The organism is Streptomyces sp. NPDC005263 (genome assembly GCF_042872365.1).
GTDB lineage: Bacteria > Actinomycetota > Actinomycetes > Streptomycetales > Streptomycetaceae > Streptomyces.
On record NZ_JBIAKJ010000003.1, the window covers coordinates 651,443 to 674,797 of the forward strand.

Annotated in this window: 20 protein-coding genes and 1 pseudogene; 16 read left to right on the forward strand and 5 right to left on the reverse strand. The window is 70.8% G+C overall.

Features of this window, described 5'->3' with window-relative positions; all coding sequences use genetic code 11:
• The first annotated feature begins 22 nt into the window (after positions 1 to 22).
• Positions 23 to 1,099 carry an SMP-30/gluconolactonase/LRE family protein gene (locus ACFYRY_RS16635; RefSeq protein WP_389145245.1) on the forward strand — a complete coding sequence of 359 codons (1,077 nt, stop codon included), beginning with the start codon at positions 23 to 25 and terminating at the stop codon, positions 1,097 to 1,099.
• A gap of 93 nt (positions 1,100 to 1,192) precedes the next feature.
• Here the strand turns inward: ACFYRY_RS16635 and ACFYRY_RS16640 are convergent, their stop codons facing one another.
• The gene (locus tag ACFYRY_RS16640; RefSeq protein ID WP_389145248.1) at positions 1,193 to 2,275 is read right to left on the reverse strand and encodes a DUF5937 family protein; all 1,083 of its coding nucleotides are present in this window, start codon (positions 2,273 to 2,275) and stop codon (positions 1,193 to 1,195) included.
• Between the two features lie 179 nt (positions 2,276 to 2,454).
• Between ACFYRY_RS16640 and ACFYRY_RS16645 the strand changes: the two genes are divergently transcribed.
• The 11 genes from ACFYRY_RS16645 to ACFYRY_RS16695 all read left to right on the forward strand — a co-directional run bounded on the left by ACFYRY_RS16645 (position 2,455) and on the right by ACFYRY_RS16695 (position 14,996).
• Positions 2,455 to 3,216, forward strand: a complete 762-nt coding sequence (locus ACFYRY_RS16645; protein WP_389145251.1) for an amino acid ABC transporter permease — start codon at positions 2,455 to 2,457, stop codon at positions 3,214 to 3,216.
• 3 nt (positions 3,217 to 3,219) lie between these two features.
• Positions 3,220 to 4,005 carry an amino acid ABC transporter ATP-binding protein gene (locus tag ACFYRY_RS16650; RefSeq protein WP_389145253.1) on the forward strand — a complete coding sequence of 262 codons (786 nt, stop codon included), beginning with the start codon at positions 3,220 to 3,222 and terminating at the stop codon, positions 4,003 to 4,005.
• A gap of 61 nt (positions 4,006 to 4,066) precedes the next feature.
• The gene (locus ACFYRY_RS16655; protein ID WP_389145256.1) at positions 4,067 to 4,945 is read left to right on the forward strand and encodes a substrate-binding periplasmic protein; all 879 of its coding nucleotides are present in this window, start codon (positions 4,067 to 4,069) and stop codon (positions 4,943 to 4,945) included.
• Positions 4,945 to 6,915 carry a CocE/NonD family hydrolase gene (locus tag ACFYRY_RS16660; RefSeq protein WP_389145259.1) on the forward strand — a complete coding sequence of 657 codons (1,971 nt, stop codon included), beginning with the start codon at positions 4,945 to 4,947 and terminating at the stop codon, positions 6,913 to 6,915. Before ACFYRY_RS16655 ends, ACFYRY_RS16660 begins: the two co-directional genes overlap by 1 nt.
• Positions 6,908 to 8,269: a CapA family protein gene (locus ACFYRY_RS16665; RefSeq protein ID WP_389145262.1), complete on the forward strand. Its 1,362-nt coding sequence runs from the start codon at positions 6,908 to 6,910 to the stop codon at positions 8,267 to 8,269. Before ACFYRY_RS16660 ends, ACFYRY_RS16665 begins: the two co-directional genes overlap by 8 nt.
• Before the next feature lie 141 nt (positions 8,270 to 8,410).
• Positions 8,411 to 9,637, forward strand: coding sequence for a DUF4190 domain-containing protein (locus ACFYRY_RS16670; RefSeq protein ID WP_389145264.1), 1,227 nt, complete (start codon positions 8,411 to 8,413; stop codon positions 9,635 to 9,637).
• A gap of 147 nt (positions 9,638 to 9,784) precedes the next feature.
• Positions 9,785 to 10,537: a GntR family transcriptional regulator gene (locus ACFYRY_RS16675; protein ID WP_389145267.1), complete on the forward strand. Its 753-nt coding sequence runs from the start codon at positions 9,785 to 9,787 to the stop codon at positions 10,535 to 10,537.
• A gap of 407 nt (positions 10,538 to 10,944) precedes the next feature.
• Positions 10,945 to 11,136 (forward strand): SPOR domain-containing protein, encoded by a 192-nt coding sequence (locus ACFYRY_RS16680; protein WP_389145270.1) that lies wholly within the window; start codon positions 10,945 to 10,947, stop codon positions 11,134 to 11,136.
• A gap of 45 nt (positions 11,137 to 11,181) precedes the next feature.
• Positions 11,182 to 11,592, forward strand: coding sequence for a (deoxy)nucleoside triphosphate pyrophosphohydrolase (locus tag ACFYRY_RS16685; RefSeq protein WP_389145272.1), 411 nt, complete (start codon positions 11,182 to 11,184; stop codon positions 11,590 to 11,592).
• 120 nt (positions 11,593 to 11,712) lie between these two features.
• Entirely contained in the window at positions 11,713 to 12,120 is a 408-nt protein-coding gene (locus ACFYRY_RS16690; RefSeq protein WP_389145275.1) for an ATP-binding protein, read from the forward strand.
• A gap of 251 nt (positions 12,121 to 12,371) precedes the next feature.
• Positions 12,372 to 14,996, forward strand: a complete 2,625-nt coding sequence (locus tag ACFYRY_RS16695; protein WP_389145278.1) for a SpoIIE family protein phosphatase — start codon at positions 12,372 to 12,374, stop codon at positions 14,994 to 14,996.
• A gap of 410 nt (positions 14,997 to 15,406) precedes the next feature.
• Here ACFYRY_RS16695 and ACFYRY_RS16700 read toward each other — a convergent pair whose 3' ends face one another.
• Positions 15,407 to 16,369: a zinc-binding dehydrogenase gene (locus ACFYRY_RS16700; protein WP_389145280.1), complete on the reverse strand. Its 963-nt coding sequence runs from the start codon at positions 16,367 to 16,369 to the stop codon at positions 15,407 to 15,409.
• Positions 16,370 to 16,535: 166 nt separating this feature from the next.
• Here ACFYRY_RS16700 and ACFYRY_RS16705 point away from each other — a divergent pair, with 166 nt between their 5' ends.
• Positions 16,536 to 17,180, forward strand: coding sequence for a TetR/AcrR family transcriptional regulator (locus ACFYRY_RS16705; protein WP_389145283.1), 645 nt, complete (start codon positions 16,536 to 16,538; stop codon positions 17,178 to 17,180).
• Positions 17,181 to 17,516: 336 nt separating this feature from the next.
• On the opposite strand, the pseudogene ACFYRY_RS16710 reads toward ACFYRY_RS16705, so the two are convergent.
• Together ACFYRY_RS16710 and ACFYRY_RS16715 are read right to left on the reverse strand one after the other, a co-directional pair.
• Positions 17,517 to 17,699 (reverse strand): annotated as a pseudogene (locus tag ACFYRY_RS16710) (DUF397 domain-containing protein); the annotation flags it as partial.
• A gap of 8 nt (positions 17,700 to 17,707) precedes the next feature.
• Positions 17,708 to 18,526 carry a helix-turn-helix domain-containing protein gene (locus ACFYRY_RS16715; RefSeq protein WP_389145286.1) on the reverse strand — a complete coding sequence of 273 codons (819 nt, stop codon included), beginning with the start codon at positions 18,524 to 18,526 and terminating at the stop codon, positions 17,708 to 17,710.
• Between the two features lie 61 nt (positions 18,527 to 18,587).
• On the opposite strand from ACFYRY_RS16715, the gene ACFYRY_RS16720 reads away from it, so the two are divergent.
• Both ACFYRY_RS16720 and ACFYRY_RS16725 read left to right on the forward strand, forming a co-directional pair.
• The gene (locus ACFYRY_RS16720; protein ID WP_389145289.1) at positions 18,588 to 19,001 is read left to right on the forward strand and encodes an ATP-binding protein; all 414 of its coding nucleotides are present in this window, start codon (positions 18,588 to 18,590) and stop codon (positions 18,999 to 19,001) included.
• 246 nt (positions 19,002 to 19,247) lie between these two features.
• Complete coding sequence (locus ACFYRY_RS16725) at positions 19,248 to 20,444, forward strand: M20 family metallopeptidase (RefSeq protein WP_389145291.1); 1,197 nt, start codon at positions 19,248 to 19,250, stop codon at positions 20,442 to 20,444.
• A gap of 18 nt (positions 20,445 to 20,462) precedes the next feature.
• Here ACFYRY_RS16725 and ACFYRY_RS16730 read toward each other — a convergent pair whose 3' ends face one another.
• A complete protein-coding gene (locus tag ACFYRY_RS16730) occupies positions 20,463 to 22,049 on the reverse strand; it encodes a hypothetical protein (protein ID WP_389145294.1) in 1,587 nt (528 codons plus the stop codon).
• An 89-nt stretch (positions 22,050 to 22,138) separates the two neighbouring features.
• Between ACFYRY_RS16730 and ACFYRY_RS16735 the strand changes: the two genes are divergently transcribed.
• The gene (locus ACFYRY_RS16735) at positions 22,139 to 23,254 is read left to right on the forward strand and encodes a hypothetical protein (protein ID WP_389145297.1); all 1,116 of its coding nucleotides are present in this window, start codon (positions 22,139 to 22,141) and stop codon (positions 23,252 to 23,254) included.
• The last annotated feature ends 101 nt before the right edge of the window (positions 23,255 to 23,355 follow it).

Below are 23,355 nucleotides of genomic sequence, written 5' to 3' on the forward strand. Positions count from 1 at the left end.
CCGAACCCTTCAGGACGTACTCATGGCTCGCGTCCTCATCACCGGTCCCACCGACGGCCTCGGCCTGATGGCCGCCCAACTGCAACCCGCTCGCGCAATGATCACGAAAGGCACATGTATGAAGAAGCCGTTCAAGCTCGCGGCGATCTCCGCGACCGCAGCCGTCATCGTCTCGGCGCCGTACGCGTCCGCCGCGACCGGACACGCGGACGCGCAGCCCGCCGTCACCCACGTGAAGACCGTGGCCGCCTTCGACTTCGCCACCGGCGACGTGCCCGAGAACATCACCGTCGGCCCGGACAATTCACTGACCGTCTCGATGGTGGGCACGCCCGCGGGCGAACGGCCGGCGCTGGTACGGATCGCACCGTCCGGGCACCGCACGGTGCTGGTCACCGGGCAGAAGGGCGACGGGATCACCGGCAACACTCGCGGCCACGACGGCACCGTCTACTACAACGTGTGGTCCTCCGACGCCTCCCGGAACGGGGTGTGGAAGCTGCCGCCCGGCGGCACCCCTCACCGCATCGCGGCATTGCCCGCGGGCGGAGTCCCCAACGGTCTGGCCATCGATCCGGCCGGGCGCACCTTGTACGTCGCCGACAGTCAGATGGGCACCGTCTGGGCCGTACCGGTCTCCGGCGGTCCCGCGACCGCGTGGCTGGTCGACCCCGCCCTCGCGATCGAGCCGTCCGCACCCGTGCCGTACGGCGCGAACGGACTCCGTTTCCACAACGGCGCCGTATGGGTCTCCAACCTCAGCAAGGGCACCCTGCTGCGGATCCCCGTCACCGCCACCGGAGCTCCGGGCCAGGTTCACACCGTCACCAACGGCCTCACTGGCATCGATGACTTCAACTTCCTCAGCGACCACTCCAACGTCGTGTTCGCCGCGCTGAACACACAGAACCAGATCGCGGTCGTCCACCCGAACGGCACCACCAGGACGGTGCTGACCGCCTCGGACGGCCTCGCCTCGCCCACCGCCACCGCGGTGCGCGGGAAACGGCTGTACATCACCGACGGCGGACTCAACGAGCCCCACGACGCGAAAGTGCAGAGCGGGAAGATCGACCTCGGCGCGCTGCTCTCCCACTGAGCGCCCGGCAGCTCCCGGTAATCCAGAGGGCGTGGCCTGCGGGGATGCAACGATTACGCGAGGAGAACACCAGCATGTCCGTCGGCGCCCCCGTCAGCGGATGATCGAGGTCAGCACGTCCACGCCCAGGTGCATGAGGCACTCCGTGTCCAACCGGTGGTGGATCTGCCGGCCGTCCCGGCGGGAGGTCAGCAGGCCCGCCTCGCGCAGCCGGGCGAGATGGCGGGAGACCTGGGGCAGGGTCATCCCCGTCCGCATCGCCAGGTCGGATGTGGTGATCGGTTCGTTCACCAGGTGCCGGCACAGGGACAGCCGTGCGGGATCGGACAGGATCGACAGCCTGAGTCGTACCTGTGCCAGCGTGGCCCGTTCCACCTGGGCGGTGTCCTCGACGGGGAAGTGCACCACGAGCGGGTAGGGCGGATCGTCCTTGACGATCAGATGCGGCCGGGCGTGCGCGGACGGCACGAGCAGACAGCGACGCCCGCGCAGGTCGGCCCTGAGCGACTGCAGCTTGTCGAAGACGACCGCCGGCGGGTTGTCCCGGACGACGGAGTTCGGGCTGAGGGAGGCCAGGGCCTCGGGGAGCGGCAGGGCCTGTACCCGGGCTCGTACCCGAGTGCACTCGCTCTCCAGCCGATGCCGTACCCGCGCCCATTCGGCGTCGAAGAACTCGGTGGCACAGCGCCGCAGCAGCTCCAGCAGCCCGGTCCGGGTCCGCTCCGGGGCCTGGAGCAGGCTGCGGGCCAGCTCGCCCCGGCTATAGGAGCGTCGTTCGCTGGACAGCACATAGGCGTCGCGGACCGCCTGGTCGGTGAGCAGGTCCCGGGTGTCGAAGAACCCGCCGTGCACGCTCGGCGCGACGCCCGTCACGAAGTCGTCCAGCGGCAGCGCCTCCAGGCGGGCGAGCTCCTGCTCCAGCGTTCTGTCCAGAGGTGGCTCCAGAGGCATCAGCAGCCGGCAGCGCCGCCGGTTCCACAGGGGCGCGTAGAGCGCGAGCAGGCTCTGCGACTCGGGCGACAGGTCGGCTCGTACGCGTTGCAGCCACGGGCGTACGGCGAGGTGGTGCTCGGGCTCGGCGATCGAGTGCAGGCAGGCCATCAACTCGGCCAGCGGGGAGAGACCGACGGCCACATCCGCCGGGACGGCGCCCTGCAGGGCGATGACGACGGCCATGCGGCGCAGGCTAGCAGGGCACAGCGGGACACAGCAGGACACAGCGGATGCTTACCGCGTCCGCGGTAAGCATCGCGGTCGCCGCCGGCCGGCCGACCTAGGCTGCCTCACATTCCGCCGCTCCGAGCAGTCGTCTCCTTCCGCTCCGAGCAGTCCGAGCAGCGAGAGGCTCCGGCCCGATGCACCTGTTTCTGCAGACGTTCTTCAACCCCGACGAACTCCTCAAAGCGTTTCCCGTCCTGCTGACCGAGGGCCTGCGCAACACCCTGCTGATCGCCGGGCTGGCGATCGTCTTCGGTGTCGTGCTCGGTGTGCTGCTCGCGATGCTGCTGCTGTCGCAGCGCCGGTGGGTGCGGCTGCCCGCGCGGATCTACGTCGACGTGTTCCGCGGTCTGCCCGCGATCGTGACCGTCAGCCTGGTGGGCCTCGGCCTCCCGTCGGCCGGGATCCGGCCCTTCGGCAGGGATCCGCTCGGCTACGCGGTCCTCGCCATCGGCCTCATATCGGCGGCGTACCTGGCGGAGATCTTCCGGTCCGGCATCCAGGCCGTCCCGACCGGACAGCTGAGCGCGGCCCGCAGTCTCGGCATGTCCTATCTGACCGCGATGCGGGTGATCGTCGTCCCCCAGGGCGTACGGAACGTGCTGCCGGCGCTGGCCGGCCAGTTCATCATCGACATCAAGGAGAGCGCGCTGGTGTATCTGCTCGGGCTCGGTCTCGGGCAGCGCGAGCTGTACTTCATCGCCCAGGAGCGGCAGGCGGCGACGTACAACTCCTCCGCGCTGGTGGCCGCCGGTGCCTGCTACCTGCTGCTCACGATCCCGCTCACCTTCCTGGTCAACCGGCTCGACCTGCGCCTGCGCGACGGCGGACGAAAGCCGGACAGAGCGTCGGCCGCACCGCCCGCTGTCCCGCCCGCCGCGTCCGCGCTGGAGGTCTGAGTCATGACCGGAACCCTGTCCGAGAACAACCCCCGCGCCGACCGGCCCCCGACGGCCGCCGCGACCGCGATCAGCGTCCGCGACCTGCACAAACGCTACGGCGAGGTGGAGGTTCTGCGTGGTGTGGATCTCGATGTCGCGCCGGGTGAGACCGTCTGTGTGATCGGCAGGTCCGGTTCGGGCAAGTCCACGCTGCTGAAGTGCATGAACCTGCTGGAGCCGCCGACGGCCGGCGAGATCCACCTGGGCGGTGACCTGATCACCGGCTCCGGCGTGGACGTGGACGCCATCCGCACCCGGGTCGGCATGGTCTTCCAGCACTTCAACCTGTTCCCGCACCTGAGCGTCCTGCACAACGTGACCGTGGCCCTGCGCAAGGTCCGCGGGATGGGCCGGGTGGCGGCCGACGCCGCCGCCATGACCCAGCTGGAACGGCTCGGCCTCGCCGGGCTGGCGCACTCCCGGCCGAGTCAGTTGTCGGGCGGCCAGCAGCAGCGGGTGGCGATCGCCCGGGCGCTGGCGATGGAGCCCGAGGTGATGCTGTTCGACGAGGCCACGTCGGCGCTGGACCCCGAACTCGTCAAGGACGTACTGGACGTCATGCGGCTGCTCGCCGACTCCGGCATGACGATGATCGCCGTCACGCACGAGATCGGCTTCGCCCGCGAGGTCGCGGACCGGGTGATCTTCATGGACGAGGGCCGCATCGCCGAGTCCGGGCCGGCCCGCCGGACGCTGGAACACCCCGAGACACAACGCCTGCGCGAGTTCCTCGCCCGCGTTCTCTGACGCGCCGCCTCTTCCTCTCCCGCTCTCCCCGCCCTCAGCTCCCTCCCAAGGAGGACCCCTCATGTCCGTAACATCCAGAAATCTCCCCGGTCGGCGTCCGCTGCTGACCCTCCTCGTCCTCTCCGGCCTCGTGCTCCCTCTCACCGCCTGTGGCGGCAGCGGCAGCGCGGACACCGCCAGCGCGAAGAAGACCAATCCCTACGGTCTGATCCAGGCCGGAACGATCAGATCCGCCACCCAGACCGGCCAGCCCCCCTTCGCCTACGCCGAGGACTCGGGCAAGCCGACCGGCTTCATCGTCGACGTGACCGACGAAGCCGCGAGGCGCCTCGGGCTCAAGGTCGACTACAAGTCGACGTCGGTCACCGGATCGCTGGCCGGGCTGACCGCGGGCCAGTACGACCTGGCCTCGTCGGGGCTCGGGGTCACCGCGGAACGGGCGAAGAGCGTCGACTTCACCAAGCCGCTGTTCTGGAGCACCGTCGCCGTCCTGACGTCCTCGAAGAGCAAGATCTCCACCTTCGACGGGTTCAACGGCAAGCGGGTCGGAGTCGTGACCGGCTCCTCGCAGGAGGCCATGCTGCCCACCCGGATACCGAAGGCGCAGCCGGTCCGCTTCCAGAACCAGAACGCGGCGGTGAGCCAGCTGCTCAACGGCAGTATCGACGCCTTCCTGGTGGGCGGCCCGGACGCCCAGGAGTTCCTGAAGCAGTACTCCGGTCTGCGGCAGGCGGTGTCCGGGCCGATCGACCACCCGACCTCGATGGCGGTGCCCAAGGACCACACGGCCTTCCTCAAGGCCCTCGACAAGCAGATCGCCGCCATGGTCGCGGACGGCACCTACGCCAAGCTGTACCGCACGTACTTCACCACCCGGCCGGAGGCCGAGCTCATCGCGGCCTGGCCCGCGCTGAAGTCCCAGTTCCCCGGGGCCAAGTGATGGCGGTGGGCGAGGACGAGTGGCAGCGGGTGCCGGTGCCCGGAGGGCGGTCGTGCTGGCGGCGGGTGCTGCGCACGCCGGTCAGGGACGGCGTACAGCTCGTCGCCGATGTCTACGCCGACCGTCCCGACCCGGGGCCGGGGCCGGTCGTCCTGGAGCGCACGCCGTACGGGCGACGGGACGCGCGTACCTCCGACGGCGCCCTCGGCGGCGAACACCCGCCCGCGCCGGAGACCGTGGCCGAGGTGTTCACCCGGGGCGGGTACCGGATCGTGCGGCAGGACTGCCGCGGCCGGGGCGACTCCGAGGGCACCTTCGTCAAGTACCTGAACGAGGCCACCGACGGCTACGACACCGTCGAGTGGATCGCCGACCAGCCCTGGTGCGACGGCCGGGTCGCGACCATGGGCGTCTCCTACTCCGCGCACGCCCAGGCCGCACTCGCCTCGCTGGGCGCTCCGCACCTCGCCGCGATGTTCCTCGACTCCGGCGGCTTCGCCAGCGCCTACGAGGCGGGCACCAGGATGGGCGGGGCGTTCGAACTCAAGCAGGCCACCTGGGCGTTCCACCGGGCCAAGGTGAGCGAGGCGGTGCGGACCGATCCGACCCTGCGCGCCTCGCTGGAGGCGGAGGACCTGGGCGCGTGGTTCACCCGCATGCCGTGGCGGCGCGGGGCGAGCCCGCTGCGGTTCGTGCCGGAGTACGAGGACTACCTGCTCGAACAGTGGGAGAACGGCGCCTTCGGCCCGTACTGGGAACAGCCCGGAATCTACGCCCGCGGTTTCTACGACGCCTTCCCGGACGTTCCGAGCCTGCACATGTCCAGCTGGTACGACCCCTACGTCCGCACCGCCACGGAGAACTTCCGCGAGCTGGGGCGGAAGAAGCGCAGCCCCGCCTACCTGGTGCTCGGCCCGTGGACCCACGGCGCGCGCAGCCGGAGCTTCGCCGGGGACGTCGACTTCGGCCCGGACGGCCGCCTGGAGGGCAGCCTCGCCGAGCACTACGCGGCGATGCGGCTGAGCTGGTTCGACGCGCACCTCGGCCCGGAAGGGATGGCGGGCCCGCCCCCTGCCGTGCGGTACTTCCTCATGGGCGGCGGCTCCGGCCGGCGCACCGCCGGCGGACGGCTCGACCACGGCGGCCGCTGGCACACCGCGACCTCCTGGCCACCCGAGGAGAGCGTGAACCTCACCCTCGTGCTGGGCGGCGCGGGAACGCTCACGACCACGTCCGGCACCCGCGACACCCCGGGCTCCTGCGACGCCCAAGCCTCCTTCCTGGAATACGACTTCGACCCCCGCGACCCCGTGCCCACCCTCGGCGGCCAGGTCACCTCCGGTGAACCCGTGATGAGCGGCGGCGCCTTCCACCAGCACCCCGACAGCCGGTTCTTCGGTGTGCGGGAGCCGTATCTACCGCTCGACAGCAGGCCCGACGTGCTGGTCTTCCAGACACCGCCGCTCACCGAGGACCTCGCGGTCGCAGGGCCGGTCAGCGTGCACCTCACCGTGTCGTCGACCGCCCTCGACACCGACTTCACGGTCAAGCTCATCGACGTCCACCCGCCGAGCGAGGACTATCCGCAGGGTTTCGCGATGAATCTCACCGACGGCATCCTGCGCTGCCGTTACCGCGACTCCTTCACTGATCCGGAACTGATGACGCCGGGGGAGACGTACGAGATCACGGTGGAGGCGCCGGACACGGCGAACCTGTTCCTGGCCGGCCACCGGCTTCGGCTCGACGTCAGTTCGAGCAACTTCCCCCGCTTCGACGTCAACTCCAACACCGGGGGCCCGGTCGTCGGCGACCGGCGCAAGGTCGTCGCCACCAACCGCGTCCACACGGACGGCCGTTCGTGGCTGACGCTGTCGGTCCTCGACCCGAAGACGACCCCGGAGAGCACCCGGGAGCACACCTCGAAGAACACCCCGACGGGCACCGTGAACGGGACCGCGCATGACTGACGGACAGCTGTCCCCCACCTGGCGACAGGCCAACGTACGCGACGGTTTCACCCTCGCCTCGGTGGGCGACCTGGTCCTCGACGACGCGCTCGCCCCGCTCCTCGAAACGCGCTCGCCCGGACTGCTGGAACTGCTGCGCTCGGCCGACGTGACCTTCGGCAACTTCGAGAGCACGGCCGTGGACCTCACCGAGTTCGACGGCTGGCCGGAGGCCGAGTCCGGCGGATCCTGGCTGATCAGCACCCCGCGGGTGGCGGCCGACCTCCGCCGGATCGGGTTCGACCTGATGGCCAGGGCCAACAACCACACCACCGACTGGGGCGTGGCCGGCATGCGGGCCACCGACCGACTGCTCGCCGAAGCGGGCATCGTCCACGCCGGCACCGGCGACACCCTTGCCGAGGCGCGTTCCCCGCGCTTCCTCACCACTCCCGCGGGCCGCGTCTCCCTGGTCTCCGCCGCCTCCCGGTTCGAGACCATGTCCCGGGCTGCCGACCCTCTAGGCCGGGTTCCCGGCCGCCCCGGCGTCAACGCCCTGCGCACCACCCGTCAGGTGCTCGTGCCCGCCCGGCGCCTGCGCGAACTCGCCCTGATCCGCGACGCGTTGCCGCCCGGCTCGGTACGCGCCTCCGTCCTCGAAACCGACCGCGGTCAGGGCACCGTCACGCTCTTCGGCACCCGTTACGCGGCGAAGCCCGGCCCCGAACCCCACACCGACGACGTCGAGTTCCGCTTCCTCGTGCACGAGTCGGACCGCCGTGCGGTGCTGCACGCCGTACGGCAGGCAAAACAGACCTCCGACTTCACGATCGCGACGATGCACACCCATGAGCCGGGCAACTACAGCCAGGAGCCGCCCGACTTCCTCCCGCTGATCGCCCGCGAGGCGATCGACAACGGCGCCGACGCGTTCCTCGGCCACGGCCCCCACCAGCTCCGCGGCATCGAGGTGTACCAGGGCCGGCCGATCTTCTACTCCCTCGGGAACTTCTTCTTCATGGAGAACACCCAACAGCCGCTCACCCGGGGCGCCTACGACAAGGACGGCGGCCGGGAGGGTGAGACCGAGGCGGAATTTCTGGAACGCAAACGGGTCCACGGGGTCTTCGGGGAGCAGATCTGGTACGAGTCCGTGGTCGCGATCAGCCGCTTCGACGGCCGCGGCACCCTCCGGGCCGTGGAGCTGCATCCGATCGAACTGCACTGGAACGGCCCCCGCGACGCCGACCGCGGCATCCCCCGCCCGGCCGATGCGCCCACCGCGGACCGGATCCTGACGAGGCTGCGACGCCTCTCCGAACCGTTCGGCACGAAGATCGTGACCAGGGAGGGCGTCGGCCACCTCAGCCTCTGATCCGCAGCACGCGCGAGCCGCCGTCCCGCGCGGTCCGCCCGGCCGTCCCCGCGTCTACCATGCGCTCTGTCGTACGTCAGTTCCGTACGCCCGTTCCGAACGGTCGCCGTCCCGGCACCCCGTCCGAACCAGGAGCGCGGTATGTCCATACCCCCGCCCCCTGGGGCCCCGCAGCCACAGGAACCCCAAGGGCCGTACCCGCAGGGCCAGTACCCGCCGGCGCCCGGGCCGGTGCCGGGGCCGTACGGACCCTATGGGCCGCCGCCCTACCAGACCTGGGGCCAGGGTTACAGCCCGTACGCGCGGCCGGCGCCCGTCAACGCCCTCGCCGTCGCCTCGCTGGTGCTCGGCATCCTGTGCTGTGTGCCGGCGGTCGGGCTGGTGCTGGGGCTGGTGGCGCTCGGTCAGATCCGGCGGAAGGGGGAGCGCGGGCGGAGCATGGCCATCACCGGATCCGTGCTGTCCTCCCTCGGGCTCGCGCTGTGGGTGGTGGCGCTGGCCACCGGAGGGCTCTCGGAGGCCTGGGACGGCTTCAAGGAGGGTGCGCGGGGCAATGGTTCGCTCTCGCGCGGCGAGTGCTTCGACGCGCCCGACGGTTTGCAGGGCTCGTTCTACGACCTCGACGAGGTGCCTTGCGCCGACCGTCACGACGGGGAGGTGTTCGCCGTGGTCAAGGTTCCTGGCGGCCGGTTCCCCGGCGACGACGAGGTCAGCGACATGGCAGGGGAGAAGTGCTACCCGCTCCGGTCGTCGTACGCCATGGACACCTGGGCCCTGCCGGACGACGTGGACGTGTACTTCGTCGTCCCCTCCGCCGACAGCTGGCGTACCGGCGACCGTGACATCACCTGCGCGTTCGGAAACACCGACGAGCGGGGCAGCCTGGCGGGCGGCTCGCTGCGCAACGACGGAGCGTCCCTCGACGCCGACCAGACCGCCTACCTGAAGGCGGCCAACCTCCTGGACGCCGCCCTGGACTCGGCGCCCGTGGACACCCCCGAGGACGACCTGGCCGCCCACACCGAGTGGGCCGGCGAGGTGTCGGACGCGCTCACCGAGGAGGTCGGCCTGCTGCGTGACCGCACGTGGCCCGCCGACGTGCGGGAGCCGGTCGACACCCTGGTGAGGGAACTGGAGGCCCTGGAGAAGCCGTGGGCCGAGGCGGCCGACGCCCAGGACGTGGACGCGTTCTACCAGCACTACGACGACGCGATCCGCCTCGACGACCCCGACAGGTCCGTCAGCACGCGCAAGGCTCTCGGACTCGCCACCACCCCGCCCGCGTCCGACGGAGACGGCGTCGGCAAGGGGGACGGCAGAGGGGTCGGCGAGGGAGGCGGAGGAGGCGACTCCGGTCTCGATGTGTGACGGCGCCCATAGCGGGGAGAAAGTGCCTGCGTAAAGCCCGTCACGGGAACATGTCATCACATCGAGTGATTCTCTGGCCTTTGCTTGCATCGGGGAACCTACGGTTGCCACGCTGTTGCTGTCTGTACAACCTGATGGGAGCGGCCAGTGACATTCGGTGAGCAGCCCGCGTATCTGCGCGTCGCGGGGGATCTCCGCCAGAAGATCGTCGACGGTTCGCTGCCACCGCACACCCGCCTCCCGTCCCAGGCCAGAATCCGCGAGGAGTACGGCGTCTCGGACACCGTCGCGCTCGAAGCGCGCAAGGTGCTGATGGCCGAGGGGCTGGTCGAGGGCCGCTCAGGTTCCGGGACCTATGTGCGCGAGCACCTCGTTCCCCGCCGCATCGTCCGCTCCGGATACCGCCCGGCCGACAGCGCCACCCCTTTCCGGCAGGAGCAGGCCGACGGTGAGGCGCACGGCACCTGGGAGTCCAGCAGTGAGCAGGCCGAGGCGAGCGATGCCGTCGCCGAGCGGCTCGACCTCGCGCCCGGAGACCGCGTGATGCGCACGCACTACGTCTTCCGGGAGGCCGGCGAGGCGATGATGCTCTCCACCTCCTGGGAGCCCCTCGCGCTCACCGGCCGCACACCCGTGATGCTGCCCGAGGAGGGGCCCCTCGGCGGCATGGGCGTGGTCGAACGCATGGCCGCCATCGACGTCGTCGTGGACAACGTCACCGAGGAGGTCGGCGCCCGCCCCGGTCTCGCGGAGGAACTGCTCGCCCTCGGCGGCGTTCCCGGCCATGTCGTCCTGGTCGTCCAGCGCACGTACTACGCCTCGGGCCGCCCGGTGGAGACGGCCGATCTGGTCATCCCCGCCGACCGCTACCAGGTCGCGTACCACCTGCCGGTGAAGTAGCGCGCCCCGCACGCCCGAACGCGCCCGCACGCCGAGCGCGCCCCGCACACCGTCCGGAAGTGATGTCGCGCACGTTTCCGCGTGAACGGCGCACGCCCTCCGGGCAGTTGCCTCGGGCGAGTACCCAACCGACGCCGCTGTGCGGGAGGTTGGTATCCAGCCGTTCTCGCAGGTCGGCGCGGGCGCGTCGGTCATGCCGCCGCCCGAAGACAGCGGGAGGGACCAGGGGCGCGTTCGGTGGAGTGCGCCCCTGGCACGGCCGGTCCGTCATGGCTGGTTGCGTACCTCTTTGTGAAAAGCCATGTTCGCTGCGTAAAGGTTGGGCGTAGGCTCGGGCATATGCGGAATGCGGTTTCCTTATCGGGTGGGGCGCGGCGCAGGCAGCGGACGGGAAGCGGAGGGGCGCGATGAACGACAGCACGATCACTCTTCCCTGGCTCGTCATACGGCAGGACGACAGCGGCAATCGCTATCGCGTGGGCAGGTACGCGACCCGGGTCGAGGCCCAGAAGATCGCGGACAGTCTCGACGGGCGCGGCCACAAACAGCTCTACTGGGTCGAGCGCATCGGCCCGAACGGAACGAGTTCGGCGGACTGATCCCGCCCCGCGCCGGCCCGCCCGCCCTCCCGTAGGCTCCGGCGCATGACGGAACGGATCGTGGTGGTGGGGGCCGCCCTCTTCGACGGCGGCCGCCTCCTCGCCGCGCGTCGCAGCGCACCCCCCGAACTGGCCGGTCGCTGGGAGCTGCCCGGCGGCAAGGTGGAACGGGGCGAGACACCCGAGGCGGCCCTCGTACGCGAACTGCGCGAGGAACTCGGCATCGCCGCCGAGCATGTCGAGCGGGTGCCGGGGGAGTGGCCCCTGAAAGCGCCGTACGTCCTCCAGGTGTGGACCGCCCGACTGCTCCCCGGCTCCGACGCGCCCCGGCCCCTCCAGGACCACGACGAACTGCGCTGGCTCACACCCGACGAGCTGTGGGACGTGAACTGGCTGGAGCAGGACGTGCCCGCCGTACGCGCGACGGTCGCGCTGCTCGACAGCCGCGCGCGCTGATCCCCCGTACGCCGTTCGTGCCACAGTGCGCCGCCGAGTGCGGTACTGCCCTCTAGATATCGGGTATGTGCCCATTAACCCCATGAAACCGGACATGGGTGAGCTGGTCGGCCTTGGGATGTGATCGGCGTGATCGACACCGAAGGCGACTGTGCCGAGTGGACCTTCCCCGCGCGACCGGACGCCGTTCGAGCGGCCCGCTCCGCCGTCCGCGACCTCCTGCGCGAGTGGGGCCTCGACACCCTCACCGACCTGGCCGCACTGCTCGTCAGCGAACTGGTCACCAACTCCCTGCGGCACGCCACCGGCCCCATCGGGGTACGGCTGGTGCGGCCCGCCCACTTGGGTGGTGTCCTGCTGGTGGAGGTCTCCGACCCGCTCCCGGACCCGCCCCGCGAGCGGATCGCGCGCCCCGATGACGAGAGCGGCCGGGGCCTGCTCCTGCTCGCGCGCTCCTCCAGCCGCTGGGGTACCCGGCCCGGCGAATCGGGTAAGACGGTGTGGTTCGAACTCGCCGTTCCGGGGTGATCCCGGGTGTACGTCCGGGCCCGCGTTGTCCATGGGCGGGTTCAGGCCGGTGACGGTTGTTGACGGGAGTGATTCGACGAGGTGTCCGCTGGTTAGAAGACTGTTGGTGTGGGCGCGGTCCGGACTGAAAACCATCGGGACCGTGCTGTGATCGTGAACACCGTGTTGTGCGGAGACGTAGTGCTGGATACTGCGGGCAGCCGCTGCCGGTGACCGGTGCCGGACACGGTGAGCTGGAGGGGACGGTTCGCGTGAGCGAGATACCAGCGAAGGCCACGGGGTCCGAGGACCCGGCGGACCGCGCGGGGGTCGGGGCTGCGGCTGACGCCGCGGCGGAGACCGTGCCGGGCGAGGTGCTGCCCGGTGACGCCATGTGGCAGAGCAGCCCACCCGGCTCGATCTACGACTACATCAAGGTCGCCTCGTTCTCCATCGGCCCCGGCGGGCTGGTCGACCAGTGGAGCCTGCGCGCCGAGCAGCTCTTCGGCATCCCGGCCGGGCGGGCCGTGGGCATGGATCCCATCGAGGTGTTCATCGACCCCGATCTGCGCGAGCGGGGCCAGCGCAAGATGGCGGAGATCCTCGACGGCCGGGAGTGGACCGGAGTGGTCCCCTTCCGGGCGCCGGACACGGCCGCCGGGGAGCCCGGGCGGCAGGGCCTCGCCGAGGTCTACGTCATGCCGACGCGCACCGAGGACGGTGAGAAGGCCGCCGTCTGCATCGTCGTGGACGTGCGCACGTTGCGCAGCATTGAGACCGACCTTGCCGCCTCGCAGTCAATATTCGGCCAATCTCCTTTCGGTTTCCTGCTCATCGACACCGATCTGCGGGTACGCCGCGCCAACCAGCAGTTCGCCAACACCTTCGGCGGCAGCCCCGACGACCACCGCGGCCGCGGAGTTCACGACTACCTCCAGCGCTCCGAGGGCGAGCGGGTCGCCGCGACCCTGCGCCGGGTGCTGGAAACCGGCAACTCCATCACGGACATGCACGTCACGGGCTTCGTGCCGGGCTCCGACGAGCGCCGCCACTGGTCCATCAACCTGTACCGCGTGCACAGCGGCTCCGGCCGGCCCATCGGTATCGCCTGGCTCGGACTCGACATCACCGCCCGCCGGGCCGCGGCGCGGGAGGCCGCCGCCGCCCGACGCAACCTCGCCCTGCTGAACGAGGCGGGCGCCCGCATAGGGAACTCCCTCGACCTGGAGACCACCGCCCGCGAACTCCTCGACGTCGTCGTCCCCGGCTTCTGCGACCTCGCCACCGTCGACCTGTACCAAGGGCTGCTGGCCGGCGACGAGACCCCGCCCGGTCTCGCCGACGGCAGCGCCGAACTGCGCCGGGTCGCCTTCGCCAGCGCCGTCTCCGACGCGCCCTTCGTCGGCTCCGGCGAGCCCGTCGAGCTCGGCGCGGTCCACCACTTCCCCTTCAACTCGCCCTGCGCGGACGCCCTGCGCACGGCCAAGCCGCAGTACATCCCCGCCGAGGAGGGCGGCCTGGTCCAGTCGACGCTCGCCGTGCCGATGGTCGCCCACGACACGGTGGTGGGCCTGGCGCAGTTCTCGCGGACCAAGGGCAGCGAACCGTTCGGTGACCGGGACCGTGACCTGGCGGTGGAGCTGGCGGCCCGCGCGGCCGTCTGCATCGACAACGCGCGCCTGTACCGGCGCGAGCACGAACGGGCGTTGATGCTGCAGCGGTCGTTGCTGCCCCCCGGCGACCCGGTCGCCTCCGGTCTCGACATCGCCTGCCGCTATCTGCCCGGCAACTCCTCCTCCGACCGGCCGAGCGAGGTCGGCGGCGACTGGTTCGACGTCATCGAACTGCCGGGCCACCGTACGGCCCTGGTGGTGGGCGACGTGATGGGCCGCGGGCTGCGGGCGGCGGTCGCGATGGGCGAACTGCGCTCCGCCGTCCGGACGCTGGCCCTGCTGGACCTGGAACCGGCCGAGGTGCTCTCCGCGTTGGACGAGATCGCGCGCGGCCTCGGGGCGCCCGGTGGCGTCCAGCAGGCCACCCGCGCAGCCCGCCGCCCCCGCGAGGCCGACCTGTCCGAGGTGTACCTCGCGACCTGCGTGTACGCGGTCTACGACTCGGTGACCCGCCGGTGCACCTTCGCCAACGCGGGCCATCTGCCTCCCGTACTGGTCGAGCCCGGCGAGGCGGCCCTCATGCTCGACGTGCCGCCGGGCATGCCGCTCGGTGTCGGCGGCGAGCCCTTCGAGGAGGTCGAGGTCGACCTCCCCGAGGGCGCCCTTCTCGCGCTCTACACGGATGGACTGGTCGAGAGCCGCGACCATCCCCTCGACGAGGGCCTCCAGGCGTTCGTCGGCACCCTCACCGATCCCTCCGCCCCGCTGGAGGACGTCTGCGACCACGTCCTCAACACCCTCGACACCCACCATGGCGAGGACGACATCGCCCTGCTGATGGCCCGCGTCCAGGGCCTGCCCGCCGACTCGGTCGGCGACTGGACCCTGCCGCGCGAGCCGCGCAGCGTGGGCAAGGCCCGTGAGTACGCCCGCAACCAGTTGATCAGCTGGGACATGGAACCCCTGGTCGACACGACGGAGTTGCTGGTCAGCGAGCTGGTGACGAATGCCCTGCGGTACGGCGAGGGCGAGATCCGACTGCGCCTCCTGCTGGACCGCACCCTGGTCTGCGAGGTCTGGGACTCCGGCCTGGTCCAGCCGCGCCGCCGCCGCGCCCGCGACACCGACGAGGGCGGCCGAGGCCTCCAACTCGTCGGCCTCCTCAGCGCGGCATGGGGTTCCCGACGCACACCCCGCGGGAAGACGGTGTGGTTCGAACTCCCGCTGCCGGACGGGGAGCACGCGCTGGCGGACCCGGCGGAGGCGTTGTTGAGTCTGTTCTGAGCGCGATGGGCGGGGCGCGTGGTGGAGACCGCAGTGGTTTCCACCATGAGCCCGATCGGCAGGCCACTGGGGAGCGCGGAACACGCTGGCACCGGCCGACCCGCAGCCGACAGGTCATGCTTGTCCTGGCCACCTGCGGTGCGGCCACACCTACAGCCAACGGGCCGTGTACGTCTCCCATGCCAAGATCCGCGCCCTCGGCGAGCGGAAAGTGGCTCACGGCCATACTGGGCATCATCACGCGGCCCCCGCACGGCGGCACACCCTGATGCCGGACGAGACAGCGGTAACGGGGCGCGCCACGTACGTGCCCGGCGTCGACGATGGCGACCGTCAGCGCCGGGCATCAGCCACGACCTGAGCGGGTCTCATTTCGTCACCCGGGGCCGCGAACGCCGTCCCTGCCCGACTCAGGGCGCCAGCACGACCCTGCCGAACACCTTCCCCGCGTCCATCTCGCGGTGGGCCAGCACCGCCTGGTCCAGCGGCAACACTTCGTGCACGACCGTGCGCAGGTCCCCGTGCGCAGCATCGGCGAACTGGGACGACCGCACGGCCTGCCGGTCGGGGCCGGGCACGGTGTCAGAGCTGAACGTGGCGAATGACAACGACCTGCGGAAGGCGTCCATCAGCCGCATGCCGAAGTCCGCCGGCGGCTGCCCACCCATTACACCGACAGCCACATACCGCCCGTTGGAGTTCAACTTGTCCAGGAAAAGGGGAAGCTGGGGACCCCCCACGACATCGATCACCACGTCGAAGCCCGCCGGTGCGTCCGGGCCGTCCTCGCCGGAGCGGTCAAGGACATGGGTCGCGCCCAGGTCCCGCAGGCGGGCACCGCGCTCCGCCGACGAGGTGGTGACCGCCACCGCGCTCGCGCCGTCCCTGGCTGCGAGTTGGACCGCCGTGATCCCGATGCTGCCCGCCGCACCGCGCACGAGCACCGTCTCGCCAGGCGTGAAACGGGCCCGGGCCAGGGCGAAGTGGGCGACCACGCCCGAGCCGCCGAGGGTCACCGCGTCGGCGCCGGTCAGGCCGTCGGGCAGCGCAAGGACGTCCTCGACCGAGGCGACGGCGTGCTCGGCGTACCCCCCGGACAGGCCGGTGAACGCCCACACCCGCCGCCCGATCCACGAGGCGTCCACGCCCTCTCCCACCGCGGTGACCCTTCCCGCGACCTCGCTGCCGAGGAGATGGCCCTCCCGGAAGCCGTAGGCGGCAAGCGTTCCCCGGCGGATCACGGCGTCCACGCCGCCTACCCCGATCGCCTCCGTGGCGATCTGCACCTGCCCCGGGGCAGGAACGGGGACGGGGACATCGACGACCTCCATGCCATCGGGGTCTCCGAACGTCCTGATCACGACGGCTTTCATCTCTGCTCCTCGGGTTGGTGGAGGGACGGATCGCAGCTGCTGCGCGCCATGGGCGTCAAGCCGGCTCCCAGAGCGGGGCATCACCGGCGAAGTGCCGGGACGGGGCGGCAGCACCGCCATCGGACCGTAACGGACGCCCCCGTCCGTTTGGCTAAAGTGAGAAGCGATGACCAACCATTTGCCTCAGACTGTGCGCTCCGACGCCCGCGACAACCGGGCCCGCATCCTGGACGCCGCCCGCGCGGTGTTCGGCGAAGAGGGCCTGAGTGCGCCCATGCGCGAGGTCGCCCGGCATGCAGGTGTCGGCCCCGCCACGCTGTACCGGCATTTCCCGACCAAGCAGGCACTGTTCGCGGAGACCTTCGCCGAGCAGCGGCGAGCCTGCCATGCCGCCGTCCGCGACGCCCTTACAAACTCGGACCCGTGGCACGGATTCCGGAGCCTGATCGAGCGGATCTGCGAACTCCACGCCCACAGCAGGGGATTCGCCGACGCCTTCATGACAGCCTTCCCCGAGGCCATGGACTTCGCCGCAGACTGGGAGCGGACTCTGCACGCGGTCGGCGAACTGGCCCGCCGTGCCCAGAAGACCGGCCAGCTGCGCCCCGGCTTCGTCGTCGACGACCTGGTCCTCATGCTCATGGCCCACCGGGGCCTCCAAGACACGCCGCGTGCCGCCCGGGTCACGGCCTCCCGCCGCTTCGCCGCCTACATGATCGAAGCGTTCCGCGCCGCACCAGAGACGGGAGCGCCTACGCCGCTGCCGCCAGTACCACGCCTGCAGCTCACGTACTCGCCCAGCACGCCATAAATCCGTCACCTGGAGGTCCGTCAATCCTTGCAGCCCGATATCCTTGTCGGGCCCCTGCCGCAGGCAGGTTGGCAAGGGCTCACTGGCCTCATTCGCGCAGAAGACTTTTGACTGTCGTGGCATCCACCTCGCTGAGCAAGATGCCGATGTCCCCCTCACCGGGAACGCTGTAGCGCAGAGTCACGAGGCCGGAACGCCAACTGTTCTCCAGGTGCACCGACTCACTCCGAGGAAGGGCCACCGCGCTGCCCCGTCGCCGGGAGAAGACCAACTTTCCGTCCGTACGTCGATGAGGGCTCGGTCCCGGAACCCGGCGGAGTCGGGTCCAGTGGGGTGAGGTGTCTTGAGTGCGGCTACGAAGGTGGTGAAGGCGGCGGTTGGGATGGTGAGGGGTGCGTTGGTCGGGGCCTTTGAGTCGCGGATTGCTACGTGGGTGGGGCTGGTCGCTATCTCCACGCAGTTGTTGCCGTCCCCGCCCCCGGAGTAGGACGACTTCCGCCAGTTGTCGAGGATCGTCATGGTGCGCCTCACAGCTCCTTGGCCAGGCGGTGAATGAAGTCACGTGAGCGTGTCGGGTCGAGCGACGCGCCTTCTACTCTACGGAGGAGTGTTCGAAAAACATCGAGTTGGGCCTCGGAATCGATGAACGCCGTGCCGTGAGGTGCGTCCCGAACTGCAGTGTCCAGCCTCGGTACGGCTCCCTCCGCCAGCATCACGGTGCTCCACGTCCCGCCGAAGTTGTCCAGGTCGAAGGGGATGACACGCACGGTGATGTGGTCGGCGTCGGAGACCTCAAGTACGCGGGCCAACTGGGCTCGTGAGGCAGGGCGGTCGCTCACCCGGACGCGCAGGGCCGCCTCATGGATGACCGCCTCGTAGGGGGTGGGGACGGGGCCTTCCAGGATCACCTTGCGTTGCATTCGGTGACGTACGCGCAGTTCGAGTTCTTCGTGCGGGAGTTCCGGGATTCGCGAGGAGAAGGTGGCGCGGGCGTATTCGTCCGTCTGTAGCAGGCCGGGAATGAACAGGAACTCCACATCGCGCCGGTACGTGGAGTGGTGTTCCAGTTCGGCGATATCGAGAAACGGGGTGGGAAGCAGGCCCCGGTACTCCTCCCACCAGCCCCGGGTTCGGTCCTTTGCCATGGCCACCAGCGCGTCGATCAACTCGTTGTCTGAGCAGGCGTAGTTGGCGGCAAGGCGGCGCAGTCGTTTCTCGCTCACTCCCGCGAGGCCCGCCTCGATCTGGCTGATCTGCGCGGCACTTACCCCCAAGAGTGCGGCCGCCTCGCGGGAGGTGAGGCCGGCCGCGTCCCGGAGTCGGCGCAGCTCGACCGCCAAGCGCATCTGACGTGCTGTTGGTTCACGCCGACCGCGTCAACCCCCACCACCCGAACGGAGTTCACGCATGCCCGAAAACGAAGCCGAGCCGTGGGAGTACTCCCTCTACATCCCGAACGACCTCAGAGCCGTCACCGTCAGTCGCCGTACCCTCCGTCTGATTCTCACGATGCACGGACTGATCGGCCTGGTGGACGTCGCGGAGCTGCTCGCGGCGGAGTTGGTCTCCAATGTCGTACGCCATACCAAGGGGCCCGCCGCCCTCAGGGTGCGCTGGGCGGCAGGGGTGCTACGGATCGGGGCGTGGGACGCCGACCCGGAGCCGCCGGAGCCGCCAAGGGCATGGGAGCAGGGGGTCGATCTGGAGGAGGGGCGGGGGCTGGCGTTGGTGCGGGCCTGTTCCGATCTGTGGGGGTGGCATCCGCTGGCCAGGCAGGGGAATCGGGGGAAGTTCGTGTGGTGCGAGTTGGCCGCGGTGTGAGTCCGCTTCCGTTCCGCGGTGTGGCTGTCCCCACCGCCGAGGGGTGGCCCACCGGATGGGCAAGGACAGCGGTGTGCGGCGATCGTGTGTCCCAGAAGACGACGTGAGCCAAAGGGGAAACAAGTGGAGCGTCACACGGAGCGTGCTCTCGCCCGTCGCACGTTATTGGCCGGTACGGCGGCAGCCGGTGCGGGACTGGTGTGGGGAGGCGGGGGAACGGCCATCGCGGGTGCGTGGCGAGGACCGGTGACGCAGGCGGCGGTGGCCGCCGAGGCGGAGCGTCTGGACCGCGTGCTGATTCAGCTGCGACGGGACATCCACCAGCACCCCGAGGCCCCGGGGCAGGAACAGCGCACCGCCGCCGTGGTGGCCCGCGAGCTGCGGGCGGCGGGGCTGACCGTCACCACCGCGGTGGGCGGCAACGGAGTCGTCGCGGTCCTCAAGGGCTCGCGTCCGGGCCGGACCGTCGCCTACCGGGCGGACATGGACGCGGTTCCGCCCAAAGACATCGTCGGAGGAGGTCCCGCGCCGGCTCATCTCTGCGGGCACGACATCCACACCACGGTGAGTATCGGCGTCGCGCGGGTCCTGGCGCGGCTGCGGCGGCAGTTGAGCGGAACGGTGGTCTTCCTGTTCCAGCCCGCCGAGGAGAGCTTGTCCGGTGCCCGCGCACTGATCGACTCAGGTGTGCTGGAGCGTGAGCACGTGGCGGAAATCCATGCGCTGCACTGCGGGCCCTTCCCCGTCGGGCAGTTCGCCGTGACTCCGGGCTATGGGATGCCGGGCCAGGACAAGGCGGAGGTGACCCTCTCCGGGCCGGACGCACAAGACGCCGCGCGGCGCCTGGCCGTCGACATCGGCGCGCTCGCAACCGTCGCTCTGCCACAGACCCCGGCGGACCTGGAGCGGATCGTCGCCGAGGCGCAGACTCCCGACGGGCCACTGACCCGGTTCGTGGCCCTCCGGGCAACAGCGCAGGACGCCAAGGTGAGCGTGTCCTACCGCTGCTGGCCGCAGGAACGGTACGTGGAGGTGCGCGAGAACATCCGTCGGCTGGCCATGCCGTATGCGGGGGCCGGGGTGCGCTTTCCCGCTGAGCCGTTCCCGGCCCTGGTCTGCCCGGAACCCGACGGGCGCCGGCTCGGCCACCACCTGCGCCGCACCGTCGGCCAGGACAAGGTCACCGAACTCCGTGCCGCCTTCCCGCCCTTCAGCGGTGAGGACTTCGCCCTCTACTTGAACCGGATCCCCGGCACGTACACGTTCCTCGGTGTCCGTTCACCGGGCGCCCCCATCACAAGGAGCTATCCGCATTACCCCGACTTCTCCCCGGACGAGCGTGCCATCGGCGTGGGTGTGCGGGCGATGGCGGGCTGGATCGCAAAGCGCACCCACAGCAGCGGGGGCCCTGCCGGGCGGGCTCGGCCGGCGCGGACTGCCTGACCTGGTGCCGTTGCCCTTCTACAAGGAGGGGAGGGCGCGGCGCTCTCGGGTGCGTGGGCCGCCGAAGCTCGGGGGCGGGCCGCCCGGAGCGCCGTCGAGCAGGACCCCGCCGAGGACGGCCCCACTGACTCGGCTCGTATGCTCCGCACCGGCGACCGGATTACCGTGCAGGCGTACGTCCCGCTCGGCGAGTTCGCGGGACTCCCGGGCCAGAGCGTCGGCCGTGAGGTGATCCGGAGGGGCGACGGTGAGTGCCCGGCGGGCCTCCGCCAGCCGGAGCCGGGCCCCGCTGCCCACGGCACTCCAGTGCGTCTCGATGAACCCGTCCGCCAGAGCGGTCGCACTCCGGGCAACGAGCAGCCCGGCCGCCGACAGCACCCCGGTCCGCCCCGACGCGAGTGGCGCGGTCGCCTCGACGATCTGCCGCAGGGCGTCGAGGGGGTCGTACGGTCCACCGGTGGCGACGTTCCGTACGTGGGCCAGAACGGCGTCGGCGTGCCGGACGCGTGCGGACAGCTCGCCCACCGGTGCGCCGTCGCCGGTGGTCTGCCCCCGTATCCCTGACAGCTCGGCCTCCGCTCCGGTCAGCGTCGCTGGGAGCAGAGCTGTCGCCGTGCCGAGTTCGGCGGCGAGTCGGTCCGCCGCGGTGAGCAGCACGTCGGCCTGGGCCACGGCGCCCTCGGCGGCCCGCAGATGGTGGGCCACGTGCCCCGGGTCGGTCCAGTCGGCCGCCTGACGGGCCTGGTTGAGGCGAGTGGTGGCGAACACCAGGCGGTCCTTGGCCTGTTCGACGTACCCGGTGACCGGGACGGTCGCGGAGGACGAGTACCGCTCGGCGAGATCCCTGAGGGCGGCCTCCGTGGTCCCGGTGCGTGCCGCGAGTTCCCGGAACCGGGTCTCCGCGACCGCCAGGGCCTCTTCGAACTCCCCTTCCAGTGCGCGAAGTTGGTCGAACCCGGCCGCCTCCGCGTCCAGCAGGCGCCCGGCCTCCTGGCAGCGGCCCATGATCCCCGCGAGCACATGCCGCCGCGAGGCCTCGTCCGCCGGGACGCCCTCGTCGTACCGCCCGCGTATCCGGAAAGCGGCGGACAGTTCGGTCTCGGCGTCCCGCACGGCCCGCGCGAAGGGGGCGACGGCCTCGGACCCGAACCTCGCCTCGGCGAAGCCGAGTTCCTCGCGGCTGGTGCGGACCCAGTCGTCGGCCTCGGTGAGCAGGGCCCGGGACTGCTGGTCCAGGTCGGTGAGGGGAGATGAGACGGGGAGTGCGGTGTGAGCGCCGGCGCGGTCACCGCTGCCGCCGCCGGGCGTCGTACGGGTGCGGGCTCGTCGGGTCCGTCGTACGTACGCGTATCCGGCCAGCGCGCCCACCGTGCCCGCCGCCACCAGCGGCACGACCAGGTCTGCGGCCGAGCTCTTCTCGTCCTGTGGCGCGGCGGCGACCGCCGGAGCGTCGGTACTGATCGCAACCGGACCGTCCGTGTTGATCGTCATGGCTGGCAACACCAGCCACCCGACGCCGACCGCACCGCCCACCACGGCATAGGCCACCCGCGCGGATATGTGGGCGCGGGCGCACCGTGGGCGGCCCCGGAACGATGACGTCACATTTCGGAGCGTATGGGGAGGAATACGGGAACGCGACCCGAGGTGGGGTGGGTGGGGTACACCGAGACGGCCGAGGGGAGAGGGAACGCATGCCGGAAGGTTCTTCGGAAGGTTCTGGGGGGACGGGGACGGAGACGGAGGCCGAGAAGCGGCACGAGCCTGAGAAGCGGCTCGAGCCCGAGAAGCGGCGCAGACCCTGGGCCCGCTGGGCCCGTCGTACCGCCCTCGGGCTCGTGCTGGTGATCCTCCTGCCGCTGCTCGGCGCCGAGATCGCCCTCCGCGTGAACTACACCGGAGACCCCGCCGACGGGACGTACACCCGGAACAAGGACGCGATCTGGCTCGGTCACGCCTGGGTCGACGGGCGGAAGAAGGACGCCGACGTCACCGCGCTGGCCCGCAGTCTGGAGAGCACCGGCATCCGGGACCTGTACGTCCACTCGGGTCCCCTGGAGCACGACGGCACGCTGCCGAAGTCGCTGTACCCCAAGGCACGCTGGTTCGTCGACGCCATGCACCGCGCGGCGCCGGACATCCGTGTCCAGGCCTGGCTCGGTGACGTCCTCGCGACCGAGAGCCCCGACGGCATGCGACTGGAGCGCCCGGCGACCAGGGCGGCCGTGGTCGCCTCCACCCGCCAGATCCTGACCGTCGGTTTCGACGGCGTCCACTTCGACCTGGAGCCGCTGCACTCGGACGACGGCGACTACCTCACCCTCCTCGACTCCCTGCGCCGCGTCACCCGCGCCCAGGACGCCCAGCTGTCCGTCGCCGCCCACCAGATCGACCCGGTCCCCGGCTTCCACTCCTTCTGGGGCACGGTCGCCGGGCACCCCAAGTGGTGGTCGCAGAAGTTCTTCGGGCAGGTCGCGCGCCGGGTCGACCAGATTGCGGTGATGTCGTACGACACGATGCAGCCGCTGGAGAGCACCTACGGCGGCTATGTCGCCCAGCAGACCTCGCTGGCCCTGGAGGTCACCCCGGCCTCCACCGACCTGCTCATGGGCCTGCCCTTCTACCACGAGAACCGGTTCGGCCACTGGAATCACGCGGAGACCGTCCCGGGCGCGGTCCGTGGCGTCCGCCTCGGGCTGTCCCGCACGGACGCGGACCGCGCCGACTTCGGCGTCGCGCTGTACGTGGACTTCGCCGCGGAGGAGAAGGACTGGGCGGCGTACCGGGACGACTGGGTGCGGCGGCCGTAGGGGGTGCGCGGGGGTGTAAACCTCCCGTGGCCCAGACGTCATGTGCGCTTCGCCCGCGCGGGTCCTTCCGTTAGTTGTGAGGGGGCTGTGGGCGCCCTACC